We start from the raw sequence: 25,285 nt of genomic DNA on the forward strand, positions 1-25,285 counted from the left end.
TCGTACACGGCCAGTTCTTCCCCAGCCGGCCCTTCGACGCTCCTCAGGACGCCTTGGACGGGCTGCACTACGTCGGCGAGAAGCAGCGGACCTACTTCCGGCAGGTGCGGGGGAAGGGCCTGAACACGCTGGTCGTCGACCGGGAGGTGCAAGCACCCTGGGCGGGGAAGAGCCCTTGGCTGGCCGACGGGCACGGCTCCTTCCCGGAGGGGCTGGACTTCGCGATGGCCACCGGCCGCCCCCACGCGCGCGGCGATGTGCTGTCTTTGACGGAGGCGGCAGCGGCGCGAGCGATCTACGGCAGCGAAATCTTCGTGAAGGCGGGTGTCGAACCGGACCGGCCGGTGCTGCTGGGCCACTGTCAGAGCGATGCCACCTCCCCGGAGCACCCCGTCTCGGTGGCCTTCCTGATCAAGCAGGCGTGGGAACGGGACTTCCGGCCGGTGACGCTGTACGGCGCCGACAACGACGTGCGCGTGAACCTCCTGGGCCGGCGGTGGGTGGCCGACGGCGGCCACTTCACCGAGATCGGCGTGGTCTCGGCGCCTGAGCCGGGCACCTTCGCAGGACCGACCCAGGCCGGAGAAGGCCACGTCAAGAGCGGCCACTTCGCCGGAACCACGGTGGAGCGAAGCCGGACCGGAACTCCCGGGTACGACTCCGAGCTGGACGCTGAGGGCGACACGGACCCGGACGTCCCGATGGCGGACGCGTCCACGGACGACCCCCACGAATCGGAGCCGGACGCGGAAGGGGAAATCGATCCGGGCTACGCGGCACCGGCCTCCGCCGACGTCGCGGACCTCGTCGGTCAGCTGTCCGACGAGATCTCGCAGATGGACCGGCACCTGGCGGTGTTTCCCGCCGGCTTCGCCCCCGAGCTGCGCGAGCGGATGGAGGTGTGGTCCGCGGACGCGGAGCGTCTCGCGGCAGCGGGGCTGTCGCACCGGGCCGCGGCAGAGCTGGCGAATCGGCTGGCGGGCGCCCGGAGACTGACCGGCCACCTGCGGGACCTGCGGCAGCAGCACATGGTCCGGGGCTACGAGGGCGTGGTGGCCGTGGTCGAGGACGAAGAAAATCCTTTGACCTTCCATCCCGCCGGTATTCCGGGCGGCTTGACCGCCAGGCCCGACGCGCGGTTCGGTTTCGAGATCGAATTCCAGCTGCTCGACGAAGAATTCGAGAATGTGGAGAGGGCGCTACGCCCGAGGCTGGACGAAGCGGGCTTCGGCGCATGGATGCTGGAGGCGGAATCGTCCGACGAAGGCGGCGTGGAGGTGGTCTCCCCGATTCTCAACGGCGTGGCGAAGAGCTGGGCCGATCTGACGAAAGTGCTCGAGATCATCCGGTCGCACCGCGGTGCCGGCGGCGAATCGCCTGACGCCGGTTACATGGGCGGGCACGTGAACTTCAGCTTCGAGGAGCAACCCGAGCTACCCGTGTACGGGCGGCTGGCGCAGCTCAACAAAGCGTTCGAGAGCGTCCTCTACCGCCTGGGCAACCACTACGGCACGACCCCGCGCCAGCGCATGCTGTGGGCGATCGGTCCCAACCCGCTCCCTGCGGACCCCGCCGAGGTCACCTCGATCGATGAGGTCCGGACCTTGAGCTCCGGCAAGTACGACGCGCTCAACTTCCGGCACGTGTCTGGCGATCCGGATGACCGGCTGGAGTTCCGGTTCTGGTCGAGCAGCCTGGACCCCGCGGTGTGGCAGGTGCGCGCCGAGATCTCGGCGGCCATGGTCCTGGCCGCGGGGGACCGGTCGATTTATCGCCGCCTGGACGAGCTGATGGCCGCCCCGAGACTGCTGGGCCACTACCAGGAGGCGCCGACGCGGGAAGCGGAACTCGGTCTCCTGCTCGACTTCCTGGAGCTGCTGCCGTTGAGCCCGGCGGCGCAGAAGCTGGCGGTTGAGCTGTACGCCTGGACCCCGCCGTGGACGCAGCTGGGCGACAACGACCACCAACTCCGGGCCCAGGTCATCGTCGGCCCCGGTGCCCGCGGGTGGCTGTATCCGACCCGGGGCGACAGCGTGCGTGAAGCGGTGCGTGCGGTCAGCGAGCTGCCGGAGTATCCGCGCGTGCGGGTCGTTGCCGCAACGCTGACTCCCGGCCGGCACACCGTCGAATTGTGGCGGGCCGATCCCGTTCCGTTCGCGGGCTTCGCCAAGGTCTTGTCGCTACGCGACAGGGCGGCCAACGCCGCCGACGCGGTGGCGGAGGGTGCCGGTCTCGAACGGCGCCTCGTGCTGGCGGTGGCGGGCGGCGCATCGCGGCTCGGGCCCGCGGTCGTGAACGAGTTCAAGGTGCCTGTCGTGGCGACCGACGGCCAGGTGCGGGTCACGGGGGACGGCGGTCTCGAGTCAGACCTGGAATGGGTCGAATTGCGCGCTGGAAAGCCACCCCAGCGCACCGGTTTCACCGACCTCGGGCAGGCACTGGAGGTGATGGCCCGGACGCAGGCCGCCGGGGACCGGGAGCAGGAGACCCCGGCCTTCACCGCGCCGCCGGCGTGGTCCGGGTTCGGCGGTACGCCGTTTCTCACGCTCGGCGACTCGGCACCCGCGTCGCCCGGGACGACGGTCGCGCAGCCGGCCACGCCGGCCCAGGCACCCGTGCCCGCACACGAGGTCTCCGCGGATGATGTGCGCTGGCTGGTGGCGAAGAACGCGCACGGCCAGGAGACCGTGCTGACCGTGACCGACGGCGACGAGCAGGCCGACTACCTGATCCAGACGATCGGCTGGACCACCGGGCAGAGCGACCGCGTGCTCGGGATGACCCGCACCGACTCCACCGGCGAGACCGCCACCGTCGAGGTGACCGCGGACTGGGCCGACGGCGCGAATCCGCTGCGCCTGCTCCTCAGCGCCGTGAACGGCCGGTACTTCGCGCCGCTGAAGGGCAGCCGCCACGCAATGCTCACGCCCGCGGAGATGGCGGAGCGGGTCGCCGCGAGTGCGGAGTTCCGGCGGCTGACCGCCGGCCCGGTGCGCCCGTCGCTGGCCGTGATCACCTACCAGAACGACGCACAGCCGGGTGATCACTCACTCAACGAGGCTTTCCTGGCGAAGCTCACCGAACTGACCGGCCCGTGGCAGTCCTGGCACTACGCCGGAACCATGAGCCTCCGCGAGGAAGGCGTCCTCGTCGTCGCCCACCCGTTCACGGCCGGACCGCCGGTGAAGCCGGCCGACGTCCGGTACCCGGCGAACGGCAACGCTTTCGCCTTCCACGCCGCCATCCCGGCCTACACCGACGAGCGGGATCCGCTGGTCATCGGTTTGACCGCCGGCGAGACCTCGGCCCGGATCGAGCTGTCGAACGGTGCGTTCACCGACTTGGGCGGCAGCGCGCTGGGCGAGCTGCTGCTCGGTGATCCGGAATTCCGGCGGCGGCTCGAGGAGAACCGGCCCGTGGTTCTCGACACCGATGCCGACGGCGTCCGGGTCGGCCACGGCGGGCTCGGTTTCGATTTCGCCGGTGCCCTGCGCGCGCAGGGATTCTTCAACGACGTCTACGTGCGCGCCGCGGACGGCACGCTGACGCTGGTGTCGGTGCCGCGGGCCGGCGACCTGCAGACCACGGTGATCACCGGTCCGAACGGGGAACCGATCGGCGAGTTCGTCCGCTTCCCCGGGGATGCCGCCACGCTCGCGCGGGTCCAGCGCTGGGCCGCGAAGGACTCCGGCACGCTCTCGGCTTTCCTCACCGCGGACGGGACGTGGGCGGTTTCCCCCTGGCAGCGGCGTCCGGTGCTGCTGTTCGCGCAGCGGAGCGAAACCGGGTACCGAGCCCTCCGCACGGACGGCAAGGAACTGGACCTGGCCTCGGGGGAGCTGGCGCGCTCCTTGCGTGACGGCCGGGAGCTGCGCGAAATGCTGGGCACCGAGGGCGCGACGGCGGGTCACGAGGGACAGGAAGCCGGAGTCGTGCTGGCGAGCCTCGGTGGGCCGTCGGCCGGCCTCCATGAGTTCGCCGACACGTTCGTTCCCGCCGGCTACTCGCGAAGCTTCTACGGTCCGCTCGGCGAGCTGAAGTTCGGCCAGGACGGTGTCCTGAGCCTGGACGGACCCGGGTTCGAGCGGATCGCCCCGATCGCGCCGGGACCGCGGCACCTGGCGAGCTACGAGCGGGCGAACGCGAAGCTGGGCACGCGCGGCCAGTACTTCCCGGCACGGGACTTCGACCGCGCCATGATGTCGGCCGGTGGGACGAACGACACCACCGCCCAAAGCCGGTTCTACTACTCCGGCAGGTCCGAGCCGGACGACCAGGGCGGTCAGCGTATCGTGTGGACGCCTTATCTCATGCCGGCCGAACCCTCGGTTTCCCGCTCGTGGAACACGGTGGTGCACGGCACGGCCGGCCGGGGCTTCCACTTCAAGATGCTCGCCGGCTCTCCGCACCAGCTGGGGGACCACGTCACGTTGGCCGCGGCGCCGAGCGCGGCCGCCATCCTCGGCAGCGAGATCTTCCGGCGCGCCGGCCCGGGCAGGGACGTCGAGCTGACTCTGATCAGCTGCCTGGCCGACGTCACCCCCGGGCCGGGCGAAGCCAGCTCGGCCCTCCTGATGAAGGAGGCGTGGGACCAGGGCGTGCCGTTGCGGAAGGTCCTGGCAGCGGACAACTTCGTCGCGATGGAAGCCGACGGCGCGCGGTACGTCGAGGATGGCGGGCACTTCCGCGAAGTCGCCGGCCCGGGTACCCGGCACCCCGAACCGATCCCGCTGAGCGATCTGGCCGCGAGCCGGATCGAGCCGGCGAGTGTGGTCGGCCTGGGCGCCGAGACCCCCGAGGTGCAACGGGTCGCTCGTCAGGCGGCCAGAGCGGCGGCGTGGCGCGCGCGCAACGGTGCCCCACCGCCCGCCGTGGAGATCGTCGGCTACGGCTACGCGACCGGGCCGGGCAGAGAGCGGGCGGAGGAGATCGCCGGAGTCTTCCGCGCCGAGTTCGCGGCGGAGGCCACGCGGCTGGCCGGGCTGGGCCTTCCGGTGCCGGAACAGGACCTGGTGCGGATCACCGCCGGCGTGCCGGGCGGCTGGGTGCCGGCCGACGTCGTGGTGCACATCGACTTGCCCGCGCGCGAGCTGGGTGAGCAGGCGCTGGCTTCGGAGATCCCGGCCGAGATCCTCCGCGCGTTCGCGGCCCTCGACCCGGCTTTCCCGCCCGGGAACCCGGTACCGGGGACAAGCGCCGGCCACGCCCCCGCCGTCACTCTCGGCCCGGTCGGCGTGTGGGTGCGCGACGGTGTGGGGAGCAGATCCGATGAAGAAGGAGAATCATGGCCACCATGACCGAAACGACCGACGGCCCGCTGGAGAACTGGTTCCTGTTGATGGATCCGGCCTGGAGCCCGTCCTCCGAGAACGACGCGCCCCCGATCGAGGCCGTCGTCGGTCTCTGGCCCGTGGAAGACGAGGGGAAGGTCGGCAAGTTCCGGGCGAACCCGGAGTACGTGCCGGCCGACGAGAACTCGCCGTCGGACCCGCTGGACGCGGTGCTGCGGCTGGTCCTGCAAGGCCGGGCCGAGCCCGAGCACATTCAGCTGCTGCTGCGCGATTCACTGTTCGACATCGCGATGAACGGCGACGGCCGTCCGCTGATCACGAACTCGCCGGACGACGTCCGGTGTGTCGTCGTGGCGACCGGTGAGCCGCACCGGCGGCGGATCGCGTCGCCGGACTGGCGGCGCATCGACCTCGGCGAGCTGACCGAGCTGCTCGCCGACGAGGTGGACGTGCTGTTCAACCCCGCCGGCCCGGCGGCGGTGCGGCTGAGCGGTGACTTCATGCGCGAGTCGCTGGCGCTGGACGACGAGCGGGTCGCCGAGCTCTACGCGAACAGCAACCAGGGCACGTCGGGCCTGCGGGTGGTCCCGTGGGAGCCCGGAGCAACGCCGGAGTCCGGCGCGGAGGTGCACCAGTCCGAGTAGGACATCGCGCCGCCGGACCGGCCGCGAGGAGGTTTGGACAGCATCGGTTGCCCCTTTGCGCCGGTTGCTGGTCGGGTGCGTCACATCGTGATTACGATCGGCCGACGGTCGTTTGTGGCGGCCGTGGTGGCAGTGTTTCGACGAGTGAGGTGGCGGAATGTCTCCCGTGCTCACGGGCAAGGTGCTTCGATTCGACGACGTTCGCGGCTACGGTTTCGTCGCACCGGACGAGGGAAATGAAGATGTTTTCATTCACGTCAACGACCTCGAGTGCGACAAGCGGCTGATCGTGCCGGGCGTGCGCGTCCGGTTCGCCGCCGAGGAAGGCGACCGGGGCTTGAAGGCATCGCGGGTGAGCCTGGTCGAGCACCGGGCGGACCAGCCGCCCACCGACGGACAGCCCACCGTGGCCGCGTACGACGACATGGCGTGCGACGTCCTCACCGCGCGGGAACTGCGTGACGAACTCACCGAGGCCATGCTGGCCGGCGCGCCGTCCCTCACCGGACAGCAGATCCTCGCGGTGCGGCAGAGCGTCCTCGAGCTGGCGCGCAAGCACTGCTGGATCGACGAATAGGGGACCGCGCCCATGGGCTCCGGCCGGGACGAGATCAGGGGGAGTGGCGTGAAGACGGTGCGGGCGACTCCTGACGAAGCCTGGGAACTGCGGAGCCTGGAATCGGAGATCACCGACGTCCGGCGGTACATCCTCCGCCACCGATCGTCTTCGGATTCCGAGAAACTGTGGATGCAGCTGGTCTGGAGTGACCTCCTGCTGGACCGGTGGTCGGTCGTCGACAGGAGGATCCGGGACCTCGTCTCGCTCGGCCAGGACGAACCGGGGGCGGTTGCGCCGGGGTCCGGCCGCTCGGTCCGGGCCCTTCCGAACGCGGTCGAGCCCCTCTCGCTGGCCGGGCTGGACGCCTGTCTGCAGGGAGTTCCCGACCTGGTCGTGGTGCCGGCCTCGGGGAAGCCGCCTGCGCGGGTCGACGTGTGCGTGCACGCGACCGAGCAGGTGGACGCCGATTTCGTGCAGGCGCTGCGGGTTTCGGCCGGGCGGTTCGACGCGCCGGCCGTCCTGGTGACCAATAGGATCGGAAAGGCCGATCTCGACGTCCTTTCCAGTTGCCGCGTCCTCGCGGTGCTCCCCCGGGTGGCGGCGTCGAGCGGCAGGCTGGTCGACACCGTCCGCGCCGTCGGGGCGGATCGCCGCGTCCCCGGGCCGGACCTGCTGGCCGGGCTGCGCGAGCACCGCTGAGACCACGGAAACGTCACGAACTCGGCGAAGCGGCTTCGACCGGCTTTCGCGTCAGGGTGGGTAACGGTCGACCGCGTTGTTGGCGCGGGTCGTGGGCCGGCGGTGTCGGTGGCGGACGGCATTCAGTACTTCGGGCAGCAAGTCGCCACACTCGGGCAAGGATCACGGTGAAAGCGCGGACCGGGAGTTATCAAGGTTTCCAGGTCTGCCGCACCGGCTGGCACCGCGAAGTGGATCGGAGAGCGATGCGAACCCACCAAAATGATCGCCTGCTACGCCGTGCGGACATCTCGACGTCCGTTTCCGCCGTTGTTCTTGCCCTGGTGCCGGAGGCGGTGACACCCGCGGCGGCACACGCGGCGCCCGCCGCGTCGTCGGGGTGAAGACGAATGAGACGAAAGACCGGCAAGAGCTAGGGGCTCTTGTGAGGGCTGAGTGGAGGTTGGTTGGTGTGGGTGGTGCTGGTTCGGGTTTGCGGGTTGATTTGCTGGGTGAGGTGCGGGTCCGGGTGGGGGGTGCGGAGGTCGTGGTGGGGCCGCCTCGGCAGCGGGCGGTGTTGGCGATTTTGGCGCTGCGGGCGAACGAGACGGTGTCGCGTGCCGTGTTGATTGATGGGGTATGGGGTGATGCGGCTCCGGCGTCGGTGGAGGGGAGTGTGCATACGTACGTTCATGGGTTGCGGCGGGTGTTGTCGGTGGTGGGTGGTGAGGTGTTGGTGCGGTCGGGTGGGGGGTACCGGTTGGTGGTGGATCCGGACGCGGTGGATGTGGTGGTGGCGGAGTCGGGGGTGCGGCGGGCGCGGGAGTTGGCTGCGGCGGGGGACAGGTCGGCTGCGGCGGACGTGCTGCGGGAATGTCTCGGGTTGTGGCGTGGGGTGCCGTTGTTCGGTTTGCCGGGGCCGTTGGCGGAGGCGGAGCGGGTGCGGTTGACGGAGTTGCGGGTTGAGGTGGTGGAGGAGCGGGCGGAGTGGTTGCTGGGGTTGGGGCGGCATCGTGAGGTGGTGGGTGAGCTGAGCGAGGCGGTGGGAGCGGAGCCGTTTCGGGAGCGGTTGCGGGGGTTGTTGATGGTGGCGTTGTATCGGTGTGGGCGGCGGGCGGATGCGTTGGCGGAGTTCGAGTCGGCGCGCCGGTTGTTCGTGGCGGAGTTGGGTTTGGATCCGGGTGCGGAGTTGGCGGAGTTGCAGGTGCGGATGCTGCGTTCGGATCCGGGGCTCGATGTGGTCGTGGAACCGGCAGCGGGGTCGGCGGGCGCGGTGGGGGTGCCGGCGCAGTTGCCGCATGAGGTGCCCGGCTTCGTGGGACGGGCGGGGGAGCTGGAGCAGCTGGCGCAGTGGCGGTTGTCGGTGGGGCAGGGTGGTCGGGCGTTGGTGATTTCGGCCGTGGATGGGGTAGGGGGCGTGGGGAAGACGTCGTTGGCGGTGCGGTTTGCTCGTGAGGTCGCGGGGGAGTATCCGGATGGGCAGTTGTATGTGAATTTGCGGGGGTTCGATCCGCATCGTGGGCCGTTGTCGGTGGGGGAGGCGTTGGGGCAGTTGCTGTGGTCGTTGGGGGCGGGGGGTCGGCGGCGGGGTGTCGATGCGCAGGTGGTGTTGTATCGGACGTTGTTGTCGGGCAAGCGAATGTTGATTCTGCTGGACAACGCGGTGTCGGCGGAGCAGGTGCGGGAGCTGTTGCCGGGACCGTCGCGGAGTTTGGTGTTGGTGACGAGCCGGAATCGGTTGACGGGCTTGGTGGTGCGGGACGGGGCGCGGCGGTTGACGTTGGGGGTGTTGCCGGAGGAGGAAGCGGTCGAGCTCTTGCGGGTCGCGGCGGGCCGGGCTCGGGTTGATGCGGAGCCGGGTGCTGCGGTGGCGTTGGTGCGACTGTGTGGGTGTTTGCCGTTGGCGGTGCGGATTGCGGCGGAGCGGGTGTCGTCGGATCGGGGGGTGGGGTTGGGGGAGTTGGTGGGGGCGTTGGCCGCTGAGCGGGATCGGCTGGACACCTTGGATGCCGGGGATGACGAAATGTCGTCGGTGCGGGGGGTGTTTTCGTGGTCGTATCGCTCGTTGGATGTGGGGGTGGCGCGGTTGTTCCGGTTGCTGGGGGTGGTGCCCGGGGTGGATGTGGGTGTGGTGGCGGTGGCGGCGTTGGTCGATCGGCCGGTGGAGGAGACTGGTGGGTTGCTGGCGGTGCTGGTTGAGCAAAATCTGTTGGAGCAGCGGGATGGCCGGTATGGGCTTCATGATCTTGTGCGGGTGTATGCGGCCGAATTGGCGGAGCGGGAAGACCCCGAGGAGGATCGGGTTGCGGCTCTGCGCGGTCTGATGATCTGGTACCTGCACAGCGTGCGGCGAAGCTTCAGCTGCTTCATGCCGGATCATCCCCTCTTCCCGGCAGGGGTACCGGATGCCCGGCACGAGCTCCCGGCGTTCGAAACGCGTGAATCGGTGTACGCCTGGTACAACACCGAAGTGGCGAACATCCTGGCCCTCACGCAGTGTGCCGCGGAACTCGGGGAACACGACATAGCGTGGCAGCTGGCCTGGTGCATGTACAACTACTACTACTCGACCGGATTGCTCAGCGAGTGGATCGAGCTGCTGGACATCGGGCTTGTCTCGGCCGAAAAAACCGGCCGTCCCGAGCCACAGTCACGAATACTGACGACGCTCGGTGTCGCCCACTCCCGCATCGGCCAGAACGAGATCGCTGTTCACCACCTCGAACGCGGGCTCTCGCTGGCCCGTGGGATGGGGAACCAAGACCTGCAGATCGCGTTGCTGGCGAACCTCGCGTCGACGCTGAGGGAGATGAAGCGATATGACGAAGGGGTCCGCCGTGCGCAGGAGGCTGTCGAGCTGGCGATGGCGCACGGAACGGACTTCCGCAAGGCTTCGTGCCTGGATTCCTTGTGTGAGCTGTATGTCGAGTCCGGACAGCCGGAGGAAGCGCTCAAGTGCGGGGAAACCGGTCTTCAGGCGGCCAGGACGAGCGACACCAGGCTGACCGAGGTCAACATCCTGGTCAACATGGCCCACGCACGCCGCGATCTCGGCGACGCGGCGACGGCGATGCGCGACTACCAGGCGGTCCTGGAGCTTTGCTCGACGCTCGGCGACCGCTATCACGAAGCTCTGGCATTGCTGGGCATCGCCGAGCTCGACCGTCGGGCCTCGCGTGTGGACAGCGCTCGGGAGCACGCGCAATGCGCCTTGAACATCCTCGTCCAGCTCAACGGTGAAGAGGCCGGCGTGGCACAGGCGTTTCTGGCGATGCTGGACGAAGTGGCGTAGGCAGGACGCTCGACCAGATTGTCGCCGGCTTCGTCGCGATTCCGCTCCTCGCCGGCTCGGCGGGGAAGTGATCCGGCGCTACCGCAGGTGCACCAGCACCACCCCGTCGTTGCCGGGGGCCACCTCCACGCGCCGGTAGAGCTTCTTCAGATGTGCCTGCCGCAGCATCGCGAGCACCCGGTTCTTGAGCTGCCCGGACCCCTTGCCGGGGATGATCTCGACGAGCGGCACCTTCGCACCGGCGGCGCGGAAGAGCGCGTTGCGCACCGCCTTGTCGATGTCGCGGTCACTGCGGAAGACCGGGTGCAGGTCCACGGTCAGCTTCTCCGGCATGGCGTTCTCCTCGTGGTTTCGGCTGGTCCGGCGCCGGGGAGGCGACCTCGGTGAAGCAAGGTCACCTCCCCGGCGATCCGGTCGTCTTTCAGCCCGCGGGCTGGGCTCCATCGTCGACCAACGGGGTCTGCACCAGCCGGACCGCCCTGCGCCGGTTGATGAACTGGGCGCGCCCGGGGGGCAGCACCCGCGGCTTCAGGTTCCCGAGGAAGGCGCCTTCGCTCTTCGGACACGACAGCAGCAGAGCCGGTGTGCCGAGTTCCCACATGCGGCGGATCGCCGGATTGCCCATCGACCGGCTGGCCCCCGCGGTGCTGCGCGCCAGGATGACGTGCACCCCGACGTCGGCCGCTTGGGCGAGTACCGGCATCAGCGACTGCAACGGGCCGGCGCTCCCGCTCGACTCGGTCAGCTCGAAGTCGTCGATGACTATGTAGAGCCGTCCCCCCTGCCACCAGTCCCGCAGCGGCAGCCTGCCTGGACTGATCTCGGGACCGGGGATGCGCTTTTCGATGACGGAGGCGGCGCCGGCGATCGACTTGGCGAGGGCTTCGGCCCCGACCGCGTACTCGAGCTGGTACTCGGCCGGGATCGAGTCCCGCAGTTCCCGGCGGAAGTCACCGAACATGATGCGGGCTTCGTCGGCGGTGTGGTGTGCCACGATCGAGCGCGCGATGTGCCTGAGCAGGTTGGTCTTCCCCGTCTCGGCGTCACCGTAGATCAGCAGGTGGGGACTCACGTCGAAATCCTGCCATTCGGGCGCCAGGTGCTGGTCTTCCAGACCGAGCGCCATGCGCATCTCGGCCGCGGGCGACGGCGCGTGCGGTTCCGGCAGCTCCTGGACGGACAGCGTTTGCGGCAGCAGCCGGACCTGCGGGGCGCGCGGCGCGCCTGCGGGTGCCAGGGCTTCCGCGAGCTCGACCGTCGCCTCGGCGAGGTCGTCGGTCCGGGATTCGCCGTCGATGCGGGGCAGCGCGGCGAGGAAGTGCAGCCGGTCGGGCGTGATGCCCCGGCCGGGGATGGCGGGCACAGTGGCGGCGAACCGGCTGTTGATCTCCGAGTCGACCGGGTCGCCGAGCTTGAGCTCGAACCGGGTGCCGACCACGTCCCGCAGCCACGGCCGCATTTCCGACCACCGGTTGGCCGCGACGACGAGGTGGATGCCGAAGCTCAGTCCGCGGGCGGCCAGCTCGGTGAACTTCTCCTCCACGTCCTCGAAGTCCTGGCGGATCGTGTACCAGCCGTCGACCACGAGGAACACGTCACCGTAGGGGTCGATGTCCCGGTACTGCCCGCGGGCGCGGGCGCGGCGGTAGCTGGCCATCGAGTCGATGTTGTGCTCGGCGAAGATGGCTTCGCGGCGCGCCATCAGGTTGGTGACTTCCAGCACCGTGCGCGTGACGCGGTCGCGGTCGAGCCGGTTGGCGATGCTGCCGATGTGTGGCATCGCCGCGAGCGCCGACAGCGTGCCGCCGAAGTCGAGGCAGTAGAACTGCACCTGTTCGGCGGTGTGGGTGAGGGCCAGTGCGCAGATCAACGAGCGCAGGAGCGTGCTCTTGCCGCTCTGAGGGCCACCGACCACCGCGGCGTTGCCCTGACTGCCCGACAGATCGGCGACCAGCAGCTCACGCCGCTGCTGCGCGGGCAGGTCGATCAGCCCCACCGGGACGGCCAGGTTCGCCGTGTTCAGGTCGCCGACCGGGCGCGGGCCGTAGGTCGGGTGGTCCACGAGCGGCGGCAGGAGCTGATCCAGGGTCGCCGACGTCTTGAGCGGCGGCAGCCAGACCTGGTGCGCCCGCGGACCGATGCCGCGCAACCGGTTGATCAGCACGTCGATCACGGTCACGGTGGCTTCGTCGGTGGGGGCCTCCTCGACGACGGATTCGGGTTCCGGCGTGGCCGGCGGTTCGACGTACCGGGTGCTGAACGGGACGATGTGCTGTTCCACGGCGACGCCGACCGGCTTCTGCTTGGCTTGGTAGGGCCCCGAGGAGTACGCGCCCTTGAACCGCACCAGGGTCTGCGTGTCGGGCCGGAGGTAGCCGTTGCCGGGGCTGTTCGGCAGCTCGTAGGCGTCCGGCACGCCGATGACGCTGCGGCTTTCCATCGCGGAGAAGGTCCGGAGCCCGATCCGGTACGAGAGGTGCGTTTCGACCTTGTGGATCCGCCCTTCGTCGAGTCGCTGGGACGCGAGCAACAGGTGCACGCCGAGGCTGCGGCCCAGCCGGCCGATCATGGCGAACACGTCGATGAATTCCGGTTTGCTCGACAGCATTTCGCTGAACTCGTCCACCACGATGAAGAGCGCGGGCATCGGTTCGAGCGGTACCCCTTGGGCGCGCGCTGCTTCGTAGTCCCGCCGCGACGCGTAGTTGCCGGCCGCCCGCAGGTGTTCCTGACGCCGGTTCATCTCGCCGGTCAGGGCGTCCTGCATGCGGTCGACCAGTTCGAGCTCCTCGGCCAGGTTGGTGATCACGGCCGACGTGTGCGGCAGTTGGTCGAAGCCGAGGAAGGCCGCGCCACCCTTGAAGTCCACCAGCACGAAGTTCAGGTCTTCCGACGTGTGCGTGGTCGCCAGCGCGATGACCAGGGTGCGCAGCAGCTCGCTCTTGCCGGAACCCGTCGCGCCGACGCACAGCCCGTGCGGCCCCATGCCGTCTTCGGCCGCCTCCTTGATGTCGAGTTCGAGCGGTGCACCGGCGCCCGCGATGCCGATCGGCACCCGCAGCCGCCGCTTGCCGGTCATCCGGTCGCGGCGGTAGCGCACGGGGTCGAAGGTCGCCACGTCGCCGATGCCGAGCAGGGACGCCAGGTCGTAGTCGCCGGCCAGGGGTTCGTCCTCTTCGACGGCTTCGCCGATGCGGAACCGCGCCATGATCCGGGCCAGGGCGTTCGCCGAGATCTCGCTGAGCCGGTCGGGGCGGCCCAGCGACGCGGTGTCCTGCTTCCCCACCCGGTCGAAGGACACGGTGCGGAGGTCGTCCGCGTCGACCTCCAGGAACAGCACTCCCGGGCGTTGCAGCCACGGCAGGGAACCGGAAACGTCCAGGACGACCGCGTTGCGGTAGCCCTCGTCGGCGATCCGGTGGTCGGCGGGTACGGGTACGCCGTCGAGCACGAGGACCACGAACGGTTCCGACGCGGTGACCGGCGTGTCCGCCTCGAACCGTGGCCGCCCGGTGAAGGCGGGACCGCCGAGCAGGAGTTCGGCCTGGGTGATGTCGTCGGCCGCGAGCCGTCGTGCGCCGGCCGCGTCCCGGCTGTCCGTGTCCTGGTTGTGGGGGAGCCACTTCAGCCAGTCCCACCGGTGCATCCGGTCGCCGTCGGCGCAGACGGCGATGCGCAGATCGCCGGGGGCGTGCGCGGTCGAGAGCTGGGCGAGGATCGCCCGGGTGAGACCCAGCACCGCCTCGTCGTCGCCGCTGAACTGGATCTGGCCGAAGCCCCGCAGGTAGACCGCGATCGGCGCGTCCGGCAGCGTGCTGTACGCGCGCATGAAGCGGCGCAGAGCATGCGCGGTGAGGGGCTCGAGGTCTTCGATCGGCTTGCTGTCCGGCGGGACCAGCTGGAAGGTCGAGCGCTGGGTGCCCAGCCCCAGCCGGACCTCGCCGAAGTCGTCGTGGGCGGGGCGTCGCTCCCACAGCCGGTAGCCGAGGGCCATCGACCACAGCGCGTGCGGATCCGGGTGGATCCAGCGCGCCGCCTTCTGCTGAGCCCCCAGCGCGCTCCGCGCCTGCTTCCGGAGCTGGGCGAGATAGCGGATGTAGTCACGCCGGTGGCCGTTCAGCTTCTGCTTGTGGGTCACCGAGCTGCGCAACATCTGGGTGATGAGCATGCCGACCGCCGACACCACCATGAGGCCGCCGCCGACGTAGGCGAAGGCACCGGCGCCGGGGCGGACGAACATCATGACCATGGCGAGCGAGCCGAGACCCATGGGGGCGTACATCAGCACTGAGCTGATCCCACCGCCCGTGTTCTCGGGGACGCCGGGTGGCGGCTGGAGCTCGATCTGGGTGTCGGGCGCGGGAGGTTTCGGTCGTCGCGGCCGCCGGGCGAACAAGGTGGTGCTCACAGGCTCTCCCCTTGGTGAGTGGTCTTCCCCTATTTCGGACCGGCGGTGGCGAGGGAGCGCCGCGTGGGCGGACGCGTCACTACCGTCGGAGCCGGTCTCGGGGCTGGACCTGGCAGGAAGGGCCTGATGCTTGATGGAAGAGCAAACACAGCATCGCACAACAAGCTCGGCGAGGCTACGGTTCGTTCTGGGCGACCGCGCAAGGGATCTCGCACTGCCGGCGGAAGTGTCGCTGGCCGAGCTGCTGCCGGCGATCCTCTCCCAGTTCGGGGCGGAGACGATCGAGCAGGGAGCGGAGCACGAAGGCTGGGTGGTGCAGCGGATCGGCGAGCCCGCATTCGACGAAGACCGCACATTGGTCGAGCTGAGCGTGGTTGACGGAGAGAGTCTCCACCTGCTTCCCCGCGCGGAGCAGCTCGCCGCGATCGATTACGACGACCTGGTCGACGGCGTCGCCGAACAGGTGCGTGAGCACCCCGGTGCGTTGACCCCCGCCCGGGTCCGGTGGATGTTCCGATCCGGTGCCGTGGCGGCCTTGCTGCTCGGCTGCTGGGTGCTGCTGGCCGGCGGTGCCGCCGGCACACAGGTGCTGCTCTCGGCCGGATTGGCGTTCGCGCTGCTGGTCGCCGGGGCGTTGGCGGCGAGGGGTGCGGCGAAGCCCGCGTCGGCCGTGGTGCTGGCCGGGGGCGGGGCCGGCTATGCCGCGCTCGCGGGCCTGTTCGTGGTGTTCGTGCTCGATCCGGCGGCCGGCCCGATGATGGGGCTGACCGGTGCGGCGGCGGGTGCCTTGCTCGCGCTGCTGGCCGGCGTCATCGTCGTCGCGGATGCCGCGCTGCTGTTCGCCGGTGCGGTCGTGTTCGCCGTAGTGCTGCTGATCACCGGGCTGATCGGATCCGTTGGCCCCGCCACCCCGGCCGAGGCCACTGCCATCGGGTTGGTGCTTTCCCTGATCCTCGGGCTGTTCATCCCGCCGGCGGCGTTCCGGTTGTCCGGGCTCAGCTTGCCGATGCTGCCGACCGGCGCCGAGGAGCTGCACGAGGACATCGACTCCGTGCCGCACAAGGTGGTCGTGGACCGTGGCGCGGCGACCTTCGGGTACTCGACGGCATTGCACGCCGGACTGGGTGCGGCGCAGGCGGTGCTGCTGCCGGTGCTGATCGTCGGCGGCGACGTGTGGCACGTGGTGCTCGCACTGGTCATCGCATTGCTCCTGGTGCTGCGCTCCCGCCACCCGAACGGGGTGGCACAGCGGTGGGCGGTCCTGACCCCCGCCGGCGTGGTGGTGCTGATGGTCGTCGCCTACCTGGGACTGGCCCAGCCGAGAGACGCGCGCTTCTCCGTCGTGGTCTCCCTCGCGCTGGCCGCAGGTCTCCTGTTGCTCGGCGGCGAACGGTTGCCGGGCCGGAGATTCCGGCCCTACTGGGGGCGGGCGGTGGAGATCTTCGAGCTGATCACCGCCATCGCGGTCCTGCCGATTCTCCTGCAGGTTCTGCACGTGTACACCTTCATGCGGAACCTGGCCGGCTGATGAAATCACGCAAAGACCAGGTCCAGGCGTACTTCTTCGTGGTTGGGCGGCTCGCTGCAGCCGTGACGCACGGCAAGCCGGACGTACTGGAAGCACCGACCAAGCGGATGACCACCGGTACCGTCCTCGGGTTCGTCCTCGCCGCGGTGATCATGGGTGTCTTCGGCATCTTCGGCATGTTCGTGCCTCCCAACGGAGATTCGTCCTGGCGGCAGGACGGCGCGATCGTGATGGACAAGACCAGCGGTGCGCGTTACGTCTACCTCGGCGGCCAGCTGCGCCCGGTGCTCAACTACTCCTCCGCCCGGTTGGTGTCCGGCCAGTCCGGGGGCAAGCTGACGCCGGTCTCTCCCCAGGCGCTCGCCGGGACGCCGGTCGGCCAGCCGATCGGGATCGCCGGCGCACCGGACTCGCTGCCCGCGGCCGACAAGGTGAGCACCGTTCGGTGGACGGTGTGCGCGCGTTCCGCCGGCACCGCAGTGCCGTCCGAGGGTTCGGCGGTGACCCTGCTGCTGGGACAGCCGGACGGCGCCGTTCTCACCGACGGCCAGGCGTTCCTCGTGTCCGCCCCGGGCGGGCGGCTCTACCTGGTGTCGCGCGGGAAGCGGTTCCGGGTACCGAGCCGTTCGGTCGCCGCCGCTCTCGGGTACGGCGCCACGCGTTCGGTCGACGTGCCCTCCGCCTGGCTGAACACGATCCCGCAGGGACCGGACCTCGCCGCGCCGGACATCCCCGGCATCGGCGGCCCCGGACCGGTGGTCGGCGGAAAGCAGAGCTTGATCGGCCAGATCTACCAGGTGCGGAACTCCGCGCTCGAGACCGAACAGAACTACCTCGTGCGGCGGGACGGGTTGGCCGTCCTGAGCCGGACCGGGGCCGCACTGCTGCTGGCCGCGCCCAGCACCCGCCAAGCGTACCCGGACGGGCCGATCGAGCCGGTCCGGGTAGGGCCGGACGCGCTGACCGGACTGTCCATCACCGCCTACGCCGGCCTGTCGAGCGACCTGCCACCGGTCCCGCCGGAGGTCGTCTCGCCCCCGTCGGGCACCCAACCCTGCGTGAGACAGGACGTGCGACTCGACGGGGGGCAGGCCCCGGTGGCCGAACTGCTTCCCGACAACCAGGTCTTGCAGGCATCGGTGCCGTTGGGCACGCACCAGACCGGCACGACGGCTGATCGCGTCGCGATACCGGCGGGCGGCGGTGTGCTCGCCCGGGACCTGCCGGCTCCGGGTGCGTCCGGAGGCGTGCTGTACCTGGTGACCGAAGTCGGGAAAAAGTATCCGCTGGCCGACGCCGAAACCGTCTCCGCGCTCGGGTACACCGGGTCCACGGCGGTCCCGGTCTCCTCGCAGTTGCTCAACCTGCTGCCGACCGGGCCGGTGCTCAGCGTGAACGCCGCGAGGCAGACCCAAGCGGTGCGGTCGTGACGCCCGCTCCGGTCGCTCGTAAGGGGAATCCCTACCTTGGGTTCACGGGGCAGCGCAAGGCCTTTCCGGGGGCCTTTCGGTATCTAATCTCGAATTGTGGCCGCGCTACTAACCAAAGGTAGGGCTCGCCCGAGTCTCAGCACCCCTGCACAGGAGGACTTGAAGTGTCGCATTCCACTCAGCTCAATACCGAGACGATCAATCAGCAGGCCGCCCGGCACGATGAAACCGCGGACAACATCAGCCAGCAGCTCGACCAGCTGAAGTCCCAGGTCGAGGCGACTCTCGCCGCGAGCACCAGCTCGGCCACCCGGGCGCTGAGCACGACGACCGACCGCTGGGTGGAGTCGGTCCGCAAGTCGGTTCTCGACCACTTGCACGCGATGGCGGAGAACATGCGCCGTGAGGCCAAGAACCAGGACGCGATGGACTCCGACAGCATGCAGTCGATTCTCAACGTGCCCATGGAGACCGGGAACTTCCTCGGCGTCTGATCCTGATACGCCAACCATTGAACCTCGAAGGAGTCTTGCATGTCCGACGGTACGATCACATACGACTACGGTGTCATCGAGGAGTGCGTCTCGATGATGCTCAACAAGGCCAACGAAATCGAGAACCAGTCCGGTGAGCTCGAATCCGACGTGAAGCGGATCATGGTCGACTGGAAGGGATCCACGGCCGACGCGTACAACCAGCTCGCCAACGACCTCCGCTCTGACATCGAAGCGAACAAGAGCAACCTGGACAACCTTCGGAAGTCGTTGGAGGAGGCGGCCGAGCGGATGCAGCACGCCGACGCCAGTGGAGCCAAGGGCATGCATTAACTCGCACGGTGTGCCGGGCTGTGCGTCCGGCACACCGTGGGTCAACCGGCCGCCTCGGCGGTCATCTTCGTGAAGTGCGGGAGTTGTCATGGGAACGAAATTCGACGCCGAGGCAATCAAGAAGTCCGCTGAGAACATCGGCAAGATCATGGATGACATGAGTGCTTTCGAGGCGCTGAAGAACCACTGGCCCAATGCCGGTAAGTTCGAGCTCGCCGTGTGGCTCGAGCGCGTTGCCGATGATCGGCGGAACGCGATCGTCGCACACGCGGAACATCTGAAGCTCGCCTTTGAGGAAATGGAAAAGAAGCTGACCTCCATTGCCACCGAATTCGAGAACGCCGACGGCGACAATGCCGACAAGATCAAGTCGAGCATGTCCGAGCTTGAAGGCGACGTGATCGAGGCGGTCAACTCGTTCGACACCACGACCGAGAACGAGCAGCACAACTACTCGCAGGACAAGGAGCACAACACCAACGACCCGCACGACGGTGACGGCTACAACGACAATCTGAACGACGAAGTCACGGCCTGAGCCGACTCGCCGGGGTAGGAACAGGTCGGTTCATGTACGAATTCTGCGTCTGTCGGCCTCGGTGCTGGCTGTCAAGATAAGGATCTATCCTCATGTCCGATTCTGAAGGTACGCCGACACTGGTCGGGCAGTACTCGGCGCCCGCGCCTTCGTTTGACCCGTCCTCCTACTCCACGTTCGAAACGCTCGATGCCGTCGTCAGCGACCTGGTCTACAACTCGGACGGTTCGAAGGCGACCCTGTCCAAGGACACCACTGCCGAGGCGTGGTACCGACTCGAAACCGACCTCAAGGCAGCGGAGACCGCACTCGCCGGCGTCAATGACAAGTTCGCGAAAGAGATCAAGGCGGTGAAGGATGCCTTGGAGGGCGATGCCGGCGACGCCTTCAGCAAATACGCCACGGCTATCCTGAATATCAGTGAAGAAGTCTACTCGACGCTGATGAAGAAACAGTTCGGTACGAATTCGGGAAATATCGGTCACTCGGAGCAGGCCTTCGCGGACAGTTGGTGGCAGATTCATCAGACGGCGGACGACGCGCTGGCCAATATGGTATCTGCGCTCGAAGACTCGGCTAATTCCCAGATTCAAGCCGCTACTGACGTCAACCAGCTCATCCAGATCAGTACGCAATTGAGCACCGAAATATCCAATGCGCGGACCGGTGTCAACAATGCACTCCTGAAGGACCTGCAGAACGCGCTGAGCAAGCTCGGGCAGAACTACTACGATCGCGGAGCGGATTTCGTCCCGCTCTACATCTCCGACGGCAACACGGCGACCGGGGCCCCCGCGGGGAGCTTCCAGCAGCAGGTCAACCAGCCCAAGCAGATCCACGCTGCTGACCCGGCGCCAACGGGGATCCAGAACGCCGAGCTCAACACCAACAAACCCCAGCAGAACACGCTGGCTTCGGCCCAGCCGCTCGCCCCGGGGGAAACGACGCCGGGGCAGCCGACCGAGCTGCCGGCGGCCCAGACCGCGATGCCGAAGCCTGCCTTGACCGGCGCTCCGGCCGAAGGGACACCTGCTTCGCAGGGCGGCGTGAACCCGGCGGAGCAACAGGCGCTGAACGACGCAAAGAACGCTGCGGGTGAGGCGATCGACGGCCTGACCGCCCAGACGAACGATCCGAAGCGGAAGCAGGCGCTGGAGGCCGCGAAGCAGGCCGCGCAGGGAGCCATCGACGGCCTCACGAACCCGGCGGCGCAGGGTCTCGCGGGTGGTCCCGGCAGCCCGGGAGACGTGCAGCAGCCGGTGACGGGCGGGGGAGCCGATCCCGCCGCGCAGCAGGCACTGGCGAACGCGAAGAACGCGGCCGGCCAGGCGATCGACGGGCTGATCGGACAGTCGAAGGATCCGAAGCGGAAGCAGGCGCTGGAGGACGCGAAGCAGGCCGCGGAGGACGCCATCGACGGCCTCACGAACCCGGCCGGGCTCGCGGGACACCAACTCGCCGGCGGTCCGGCCGAGGGGAACCTGGAGGCGGCCAAGAACGCCGCGGGCAAGGCGATCGACGATCTGGCCAAGCCCGGCGACTCCGAGGCCCGGCAGCAGGCGCTCGACGACGCCAAGCAAGCGGCCATGAAGGCGGTCGGCGACCTCGGCGACCAGCCCGGCGGAGCCGACGACAACGCCCCCGCCGGTCAGCAGGATCGCGGGCCCCTGATGGATGCCAAGCACGCGGCGGAAAAGGCGATCGACGACCTCATCGGCAAGACCGACGATCCCGATCGCAAGCACGCGCTCGAAGACGCGAAGCACGCCATGTCCGACGCGATCGACAAGACCGCCGCCCCGGAGCACTTCAAGCAGGTGGAGGACGCGAAGCACGCCGCGGACAAGGCGATCGACGGGCTCGGCGAGCCGGGCGACGACCCGCAGCGGCAACACGCGCTGGATGCGGCCAAGGCCGCGGCCGAGAAGGCGATCGGTCGGATCAACGACGCGCCCGAGCTCAGCGGTCCCGGGCACGAACAGGCGCTCGAGCACGCGAAGGAAGAGGCCGACAAAGCGATCGACGCCCTGTGCAAGCCCGACGACACCCCCGCCGAACGGCAGGCGCTTGCGGATGCCAAGGAAGCGGTCAACAAGGCCATCGACGGGATCGGGGAGGAGAAGGGCAACGCCATGCACCAGTTCCTGACCTCGTCCGGGCCAAAGGAATTCGTGCCTCCGCGCGGCGGCTTGGACGGCGTCGGCGGGCACGGCCCGGTCGCGCACGAGGCCGCGGGCGGTCCGGTCGGCGGCGGTCCCGGCCCGGGCGGGAACCCGGCTACCGCGGGCGGGCCGCCGGCCGGCAAGTTCGACACCCAGCCGTACCAGGGCGGCCAGCCGGCGAACGCCCAGGGCGCCCCGGTGGCGGCCGCGCCCGGCCAGTCCGGCGCGGCCTCGGCCGGTGCGCCGATGGGGCCCATGGGTGGTGGCATGGGCGGCGGGGCCGGCAACCAGGGCGAGAAGGAGCGGGAACCGCAGATCTGGATGCAGGCCGAACACGGCGCTTGGGGCAACGAGGAGGACTGCGACGAACCGCGGAGCCACGTACTGGGCAGGGGCTGATCGGTGAGTGCGCTGGAACCGCCGCCGGTCGTCGATCCGGAGCTGCAGAACCTGACCTTCGACCAGCTCACGCAGCTGGTCGACGAGGTGAGCCCGGACGTGTTCTACGAGCGCGCGCACGCTTTCGAGGTCGCCGCGGGCAGGTTCGAGCAGGTGCAGGACGACCTCGAGCGCGAAACCCGGAACATGGGGGAAGCGTGGTCGGGACGGATCGCGGAGTCGTTCGACGACCTGGTACGGCAGGTCTCCGGTCTCACGACCGCCGTGGTGCAGGCCATGCTGAACCCCGGCTACGGCGTGGCGATGCGCCGGGCGGGCGACGCACTGGCGCAAGCCCAGCAGCGGATGCGTGAACTCCAGGCGCAGAACCGGCGAGGCGATCTCGAGGCCGCCCGGCAGGTGCTGTCCGACCTCGGGACCGCTTACCGGGACATCGGAGCCGCCATGGCTCCGATGCCCGACGCGGTGACCGGCCTGCCGGCCGCGGCGGCCCCCCGGTTCCCTCTGGGGCACGGTCCGGTGGCCGGGCAACCGGTCATCGCGAGCGGGCAGCACGAGGGTGCGGAGGGGCCCGGGGGGCGGATCGGCGGCATCGCGCCGGCTTCCTCGGGCGCGCACCACCGAACCGGATCAGTGGCGCACGCGTGGCCGGCGGTCTCCCCGGGAGATATCCACCACGAGACCGATTGCGTGGTGCCGGCGGTGCTGGGGCGGGGCGTACCGGAAGCGTTGCCGAAAGCGAGCGAACAGCACGGCGAGCGGCGGCGCGCCGAGACCGCCGTCGTGCTGGGGCGGTCGTCGCGGACGACGAAGCCGGAGGTTCGCGTGGCCCCGCCGAGGAACCGCAAGCGCCCCACCGAACACCCGGCGACGAGTGCCGGGGAGCAGCACAGCAAGCCGGAGGTGGCCGCCGAAGAGACGGTGGTGACCTCCGCCGGCCCTTCGCACCACGAAGCGCGCGCGCAGGCAGCACCACGAGTGACGAGCGCCTCGGCGCCGGCGCACGCGGCTGCCGCCTTGGCGCCGCAGGCATCGGCGCACGTGGCCGCCGCTCCGGCGACGCAGTCACCGGTGGAGCCGCCGGCACGGAATATCCCCGCGGCGCACATTCCGGCCTCCGGCCACGTCGCGCCGGCACCCCACGCGGGGCCGGCGTCGTTTCCGGGCGTCGCGGCGCCCGGAACCGTCACCCCGCCGGGGACGCCGTCCGCTGCGGGAGCGTTGCCGGCTTCCCCGGCGTTCCAGCCGGTGGCCGGTGGGCGGGAGGCCGAGCTCGCAGGAGCGCCGCCGGTGCTGCCGGCCGCGGCCGCGACCCCGCGGCTCGCCGGCGACCACGCGGCGACCGGGGGGTTCATGGGGGCGATGTTCCGGGGCACGCACGGGCAGGACGAGCACGCGCGGGAGCGCGATCCGGCGGGCTTCCTGGGAGGTGAGCCCGGAGCGTGGAATTCCGGCGGCAACGGGGCGCCGGCGCTCGGGCGGCCCGTGCACCCACCGCAGCCGAGTGGCGAAAGCGAGTCGGTGGCCACCGAGGAACTGGAAAAGATCAAGGAAGCCGAGCTACGGCGGCTCGAGTCGGGTCGCTTCAGGCGACGGCGGGAAGAGAGAGATTCCTGAGAGAACTGATTAGGACTTGCGGGTTCGTGCTGTCGACGGCGGGTTTCCCGTTGCGTTCGACGTCCACCCGGCCGGCGCCCCCCGGCGCCCCCCGGCGGACGCTGACGGCCTCGGCGCCGATTTCGCCGGTTCGGGCTCCTGACCGGCCCGAAGCGCCGGTACAGCGTGAGCGTGCCGAATTCCCCGCTTGGGTGAACCTACCGTTTTCGCGGCGGCCGAGCTGGCCGGGTGGCGCGGCGCACCGGTTAGGGTGGGTGTTCGTTTGCTCGGTCCGCCGGTGCCGGGATGGTGATGCATGAAGCCTCGTGGACTCGATGACGGGTCTCACCAGGGCCGTGATCGGTGCCGTCGGGCGGGTGAGCGGCGGCGCACCGTCGCGCCGTGAGCAGGGTGGACGACAGCGGCGACGGTGCGGGCCGTCTTGCCCTGGAACGGACGTCAGATCGGGTGGATGGCGGAGCGATGCGGGAATCAGAGGCTTCCGAAGATGTCGCCAAGGTCCTGCACACCTTGGAAGAAGCGCGCTCGGAACGGGCGCGGCTGGGCCGCCTCGGGCGGTGGAGCGAGGCCGACGAAGCGGTGCTGGTGACGCTGCGCGATGTGCTCTCGGCTGCTTCGCCCGAGATCACCGGGCCCGACCTGGGCGGCCTCGTCTACGTCGCGGGGAGCCCTCGGCCGGGACGTCGCCGGGTGACCGGGAACTGGGGGCCGGTTCCGCCGGAGCGGCTGACCGCGACGTGCGCGATGCTGCTGGTCAACCGAGGCAGTGAACCACAGGTCGTGGCCGAGATGGCGCGGCGGGCGCTCGAATCGTACGGCTGGCGTGATCTGGGTACGTTCTGGTACGCGGTGCTTTCGCTCGCGTATGCGGGAGAAAGCGATGCCGCGCAACACGAGCTCGGGCGGGCGTTGAAGCGCTCGGGCTGGGTCGGTTCGCATCCGCACACCCCGGCCCTGACGGTGCTCCGAGCGCGGGTCGCGGGGCTGAACGGCGAGCCGCGGACGGCTTGGCAGCTGCTCGACGGTGCCTTGGCACGAGGGGTGGTCGAACAGTTCAAAGAAGTCGCGGTGGCCTGGGCGATCGCCGCGCTGGTGGACCTCGGCGAGCTCGAACGCGCGGACGATCTCCTGCTCGCCTACGGGTTCGGCCACACCCTCGACGGTGTTGTCGACCGCGCCGAAGTGCTCGCGGCCAGGGGTGCCCTGCGCGAAGTCACGGGACGTCCGCAGCTCGCCTACGAGGACTTGACCGGCTGCGGGCGCGAACTGGCCGCCTGGGGGGTCACGAACCCCGCGGTGATCGCGTGGCGGTCGCAGGCGGCGTTGTGCGCCGCCGCGACCGACCGGCGCAGCCTCGCGTCGTCCTTGGCGGACGAAGAGCTGTTCCAGGCGCGGCGCTGGGGAACGCCTCAATCGATCGGCACCGCGCTCCGGGCGGTCGCGCTGGTGTCCGAAGAAGGCCGGGACATCAAGCTGCTCGAGGAGGCCGTCGGCCTGCTGGCGCGCGGCAACGTGCTGGGCACCCTGGTGCGGGCCCAGTACGAACTGGGGGTCAAGCTGAGCCTTCGCACCCGCGACGAGGACGGGAGGCCGGCGCTCGAGGCCGCCCGGAACACGGCGATGTCGATGAACAGCGATATCTGGGTGAGCCGAGTGGACGAAGCGCTGCGTCGATGGGGGACGGCCGACGCCGAAGGCAAACTGACCGCCCGGGAAATCAAGGTCCTCAACCTCGCGCGGGCCGGGTTGGGCAACAAGGGGATCGCCGGCCGGCTGCACCTGACCGGCAGTACCGTGGAGTTCCACCTCTCCAACATCTACCGCAAGCTGGGGATCTCCGGCCGGGCTGAACTGCATTCGATCATGCTTCCCGTTTTGTGAGCCGGCAGCGCCACCGTGACGGCCGCGCAAT

Annotated in this window: 14 protein-coding genes; 12 read left to right on the top strand and 2 right to left on the bottom strand. The window is 69.5% G+C overall.

Annotation, left to right across the window (positions count from 1 at the left end; translation table 11 throughout):
* Positions 1–5,293: 5,293 nt before the first annotated feature.
* From QRX60_RS29555 to QRX60_RS29570, 4 genes are all read left to right on the top strand, one after another.
* Complete coding sequence (locus QRX60_RS29555) at positions 5,294–5,935, top strand: type VII secretion system-associated protein (RefSeq protein WP_285994697.1); 642 nt, start codon at positions 5,294–5,296, stop codon at positions 5,933–5,935.
* A gap of 157 nt (positions 5,936–6,092) precedes the next feature.
* On the top strand, positions 6,093–6,512 hold the full coding sequence (locus tag QRX60_RS29560; protein WP_332845787.1) for a cold-shock protein: 420 nt from the start codon (positions 6,093–6,095) through the stop codon (positions 6,510–6,512).
* A 48-nt stretch (positions 6,513–6,560) separates the two neighbouring features.
* Positions 6,561–7,193, top strand: a complete 633-nt coding sequence (locus QRX60_RS29565; protein WP_285994699.1) for a hypothetical protein — start codon at positions 6,561–6,563, stop codon at positions 7,191–7,193.
* A gap of 508 nt (positions 7,194–7,701) precedes the next feature.
* Complete coding sequence (locus QRX60_RS29570; RefSeq protein ID WP_286003725.1) at positions 7,702–10,464, top strand: AfsR/SARP family transcriptional regulator; 2,763 nt, start codon at positions 7,702–7,704, stop codon at positions 10,462–10,464.
* Between the two features lie 78 nt (positions 10,465–10,542).
* Here QRX60_RS29570 and QRX60_RS29575 read toward each other — a convergent pair whose 3' ends face one another.
* Together QRX60_RS29575 and eccCa are read right to left on the bottom strand one after the other, a co-directional pair.
* Positions 10,543–10,797, bottom strand: coding sequence for a Smr/MutS family protein (locus QRX60_RS29575; protein WP_285994700.1), 255 nt, complete (start codon positions 10,795–10,797; stop codon positions 10,543–10,545).
* A gap of 88 nt (positions 10,798–10,885) precedes the next feature.
* Positions 10,886–14,872 (bottom strand): type VII secretion protein EccCa, encoded by a 3,987-nt coding sequence (gene eccCa, locus QRX60_RS29580; RefSeq protein WP_285994701.1) that lies wholly within the window; start codon positions 14,870–14,872, stop codon positions 10,886–10,888.
* 133 nt (positions 14,873–15,005) lie between these two features.
* On the opposite strand from eccCa, the gene eccD reads away from it, so the two are divergent.
* The 8 genes from eccD to QRX60_RS29620 all read left to right on the top strand — a co-directional run bounded on the left by eccD (position 15,006) and on the right by QRX60_RS29620 (position 25,254).
* Complete coding sequence (gene eccD / locus QRX60_RS29585; protein ID WP_286003726.1) at positions 15,006–16,400, top strand: type VII secretion integral membrane protein EccD; 1,395 nt, start codon at positions 15,006–15,008, stop codon at positions 16,398–16,400.
* Positions 16,400–17,830 (top strand): type VII secretion protein EccB, encoded by a 1,431-nt coding sequence (gene eccB / locus QRX60_RS29590; RefSeq protein ID WP_285994702.1) that lies wholly within the window; start codon positions 16,400–16,402, stop codon positions 17,828–17,830. The genes eccD and eccB overlap by 1 nt, the downstream gene beginning before the upstream one ends.
* Before the next feature lie 164 nt (positions 17,831–17,994).
* Positions 17,995–18,324, top strand: coding sequence for a hypothetical protein (locus QRX60_RS29595; RefSeq protein ID WP_285994703.1), 330 nt, complete (start codon positions 17,995–17,997; stop codon positions 18,322–18,324).
* Positions 18,325–18,363: 39 nt separating this feature from the next.
* A complete protein-coding gene (locus QRX60_RS29600) occupies positions 18,364–18,657 on the top strand; it encodes a WXG100 family type VII secretion target (RefSeq protein ID WP_285994704.1) in 294 nt (97 codons plus the stop codon).
* Between the two features lie 88 nt (positions 18,658–18,745).
* The gene (locus tag QRX60_RS29605; RefSeq protein WP_285994705.1) at positions 18,746–19,195 is read left to right on the top strand and encodes a hypothetical protein; all 450 of its coding nucleotides are present in this window, start codon (positions 18,746–18,748) and stop codon (positions 19,193–19,195) included.
* A 92-nt stretch (positions 19,196–19,287) separates the two neighbouring features.
* Complete coding sequence (locus QRX60_RS29610) at positions 19,288–21,756, top strand: large repetitive protein (RefSeq protein ID WP_285994706.1); 2,469 nt, start codon at positions 19,288–19,290, stop codon at positions 21,754–21,756.
* Between the two features lie 3 nt (positions 21,757–21,759).
* A complete protein-coding gene (locus tag QRX60_RS29615) occupies positions 21,760–23,373 on the top strand; it encodes a hypothetical protein (RefSeq protein WP_285994707.1) in 1,614 nt (537 codons plus the stop codon).
* 390 nt (positions 23,374–23,763) lie between these two features.
* Positions 23,764–25,254: a helix-turn-helix transcriptional regulator gene (locus QRX60_RS29620; protein WP_285994708.1), complete on the top strand. Its 1,491-nt coding sequence runs from the start codon at positions 23,764–23,766 to the stop codon at positions 25,252–25,254.
* The last annotated feature ends 31 nt before the right edge of the window (positions 25,255–25,285 follow it).

The sequence above is a fragment of the Amycolatopsis mongoliensis genome, assembly GCF_030285665.1.
GTDB classification, from domain to species: domain Bacteria; phylum Actinomycetota; class Actinomycetes; order Mycobacteriales; family Pseudonocardiaceae; genus Amycolatopsis; species Amycolatopsis mongoliensis.

Excerpts from the sequence above, each read along its gene's own strand:
- QRX60_RS29555 (WP_285994697.1), top strand. The coding sequence starts at position 5,294 with ATGACCGAAACGACCGACGGCCCGCTGGAGAACTGGTTCCTGTTGATG.
- QRX60_RS29560 (WP_332845787.1), top strand. The coding sequence starts at position 6,093 with ATGTCTCCCGTGCTCACGGGCAAGGTGCTTCGATTCGACGACGTTCGC.
- QRX60_RS29575 (WP_285994700.1), bottom strand. The coding sequence starts at position 10,797 with ATGCCGGAGAAGCTGACCGTGGACCTGCACCCGGTCTTCCGCAGTGAC.
- eccD (WP_286003726.1), top strand. The coding sequence starts at position 15,006 with ATGGAAGAGCAAACACAGCATCGCACAACAAGCTCGGCGAGGCTACGG.
- eccB (WP_285994702.1), top strand. The coding sequence starts at position 16,400 with ATGAAATCACGCAAAGACCAGGTCCAGGCGTACTTCTTCGTGGTTGGG.
- QRX60_RS29600 (WP_285994704.1), top strand. The coding sequence starts at position 18,364 with ATGTCCGACGGTACGATCACATACGACTACGGTGTCATCGAGGAGTGC.
- QRX60_RS29605 (WP_285994705.1), top strand. The coding sequence starts at position 18,746 with ATGGGAACGAAATTCGACGCCGAGGCAATCAAGAAGTCCGCTGAGAAC.
- QRX60_RS29610 (WP_285994706.1), top strand. The coding sequence starts at position 19,288 with ATGTCCGATTCTGAAGGTACGCCGACACTGGTCGGGCAGTACTCGGCG.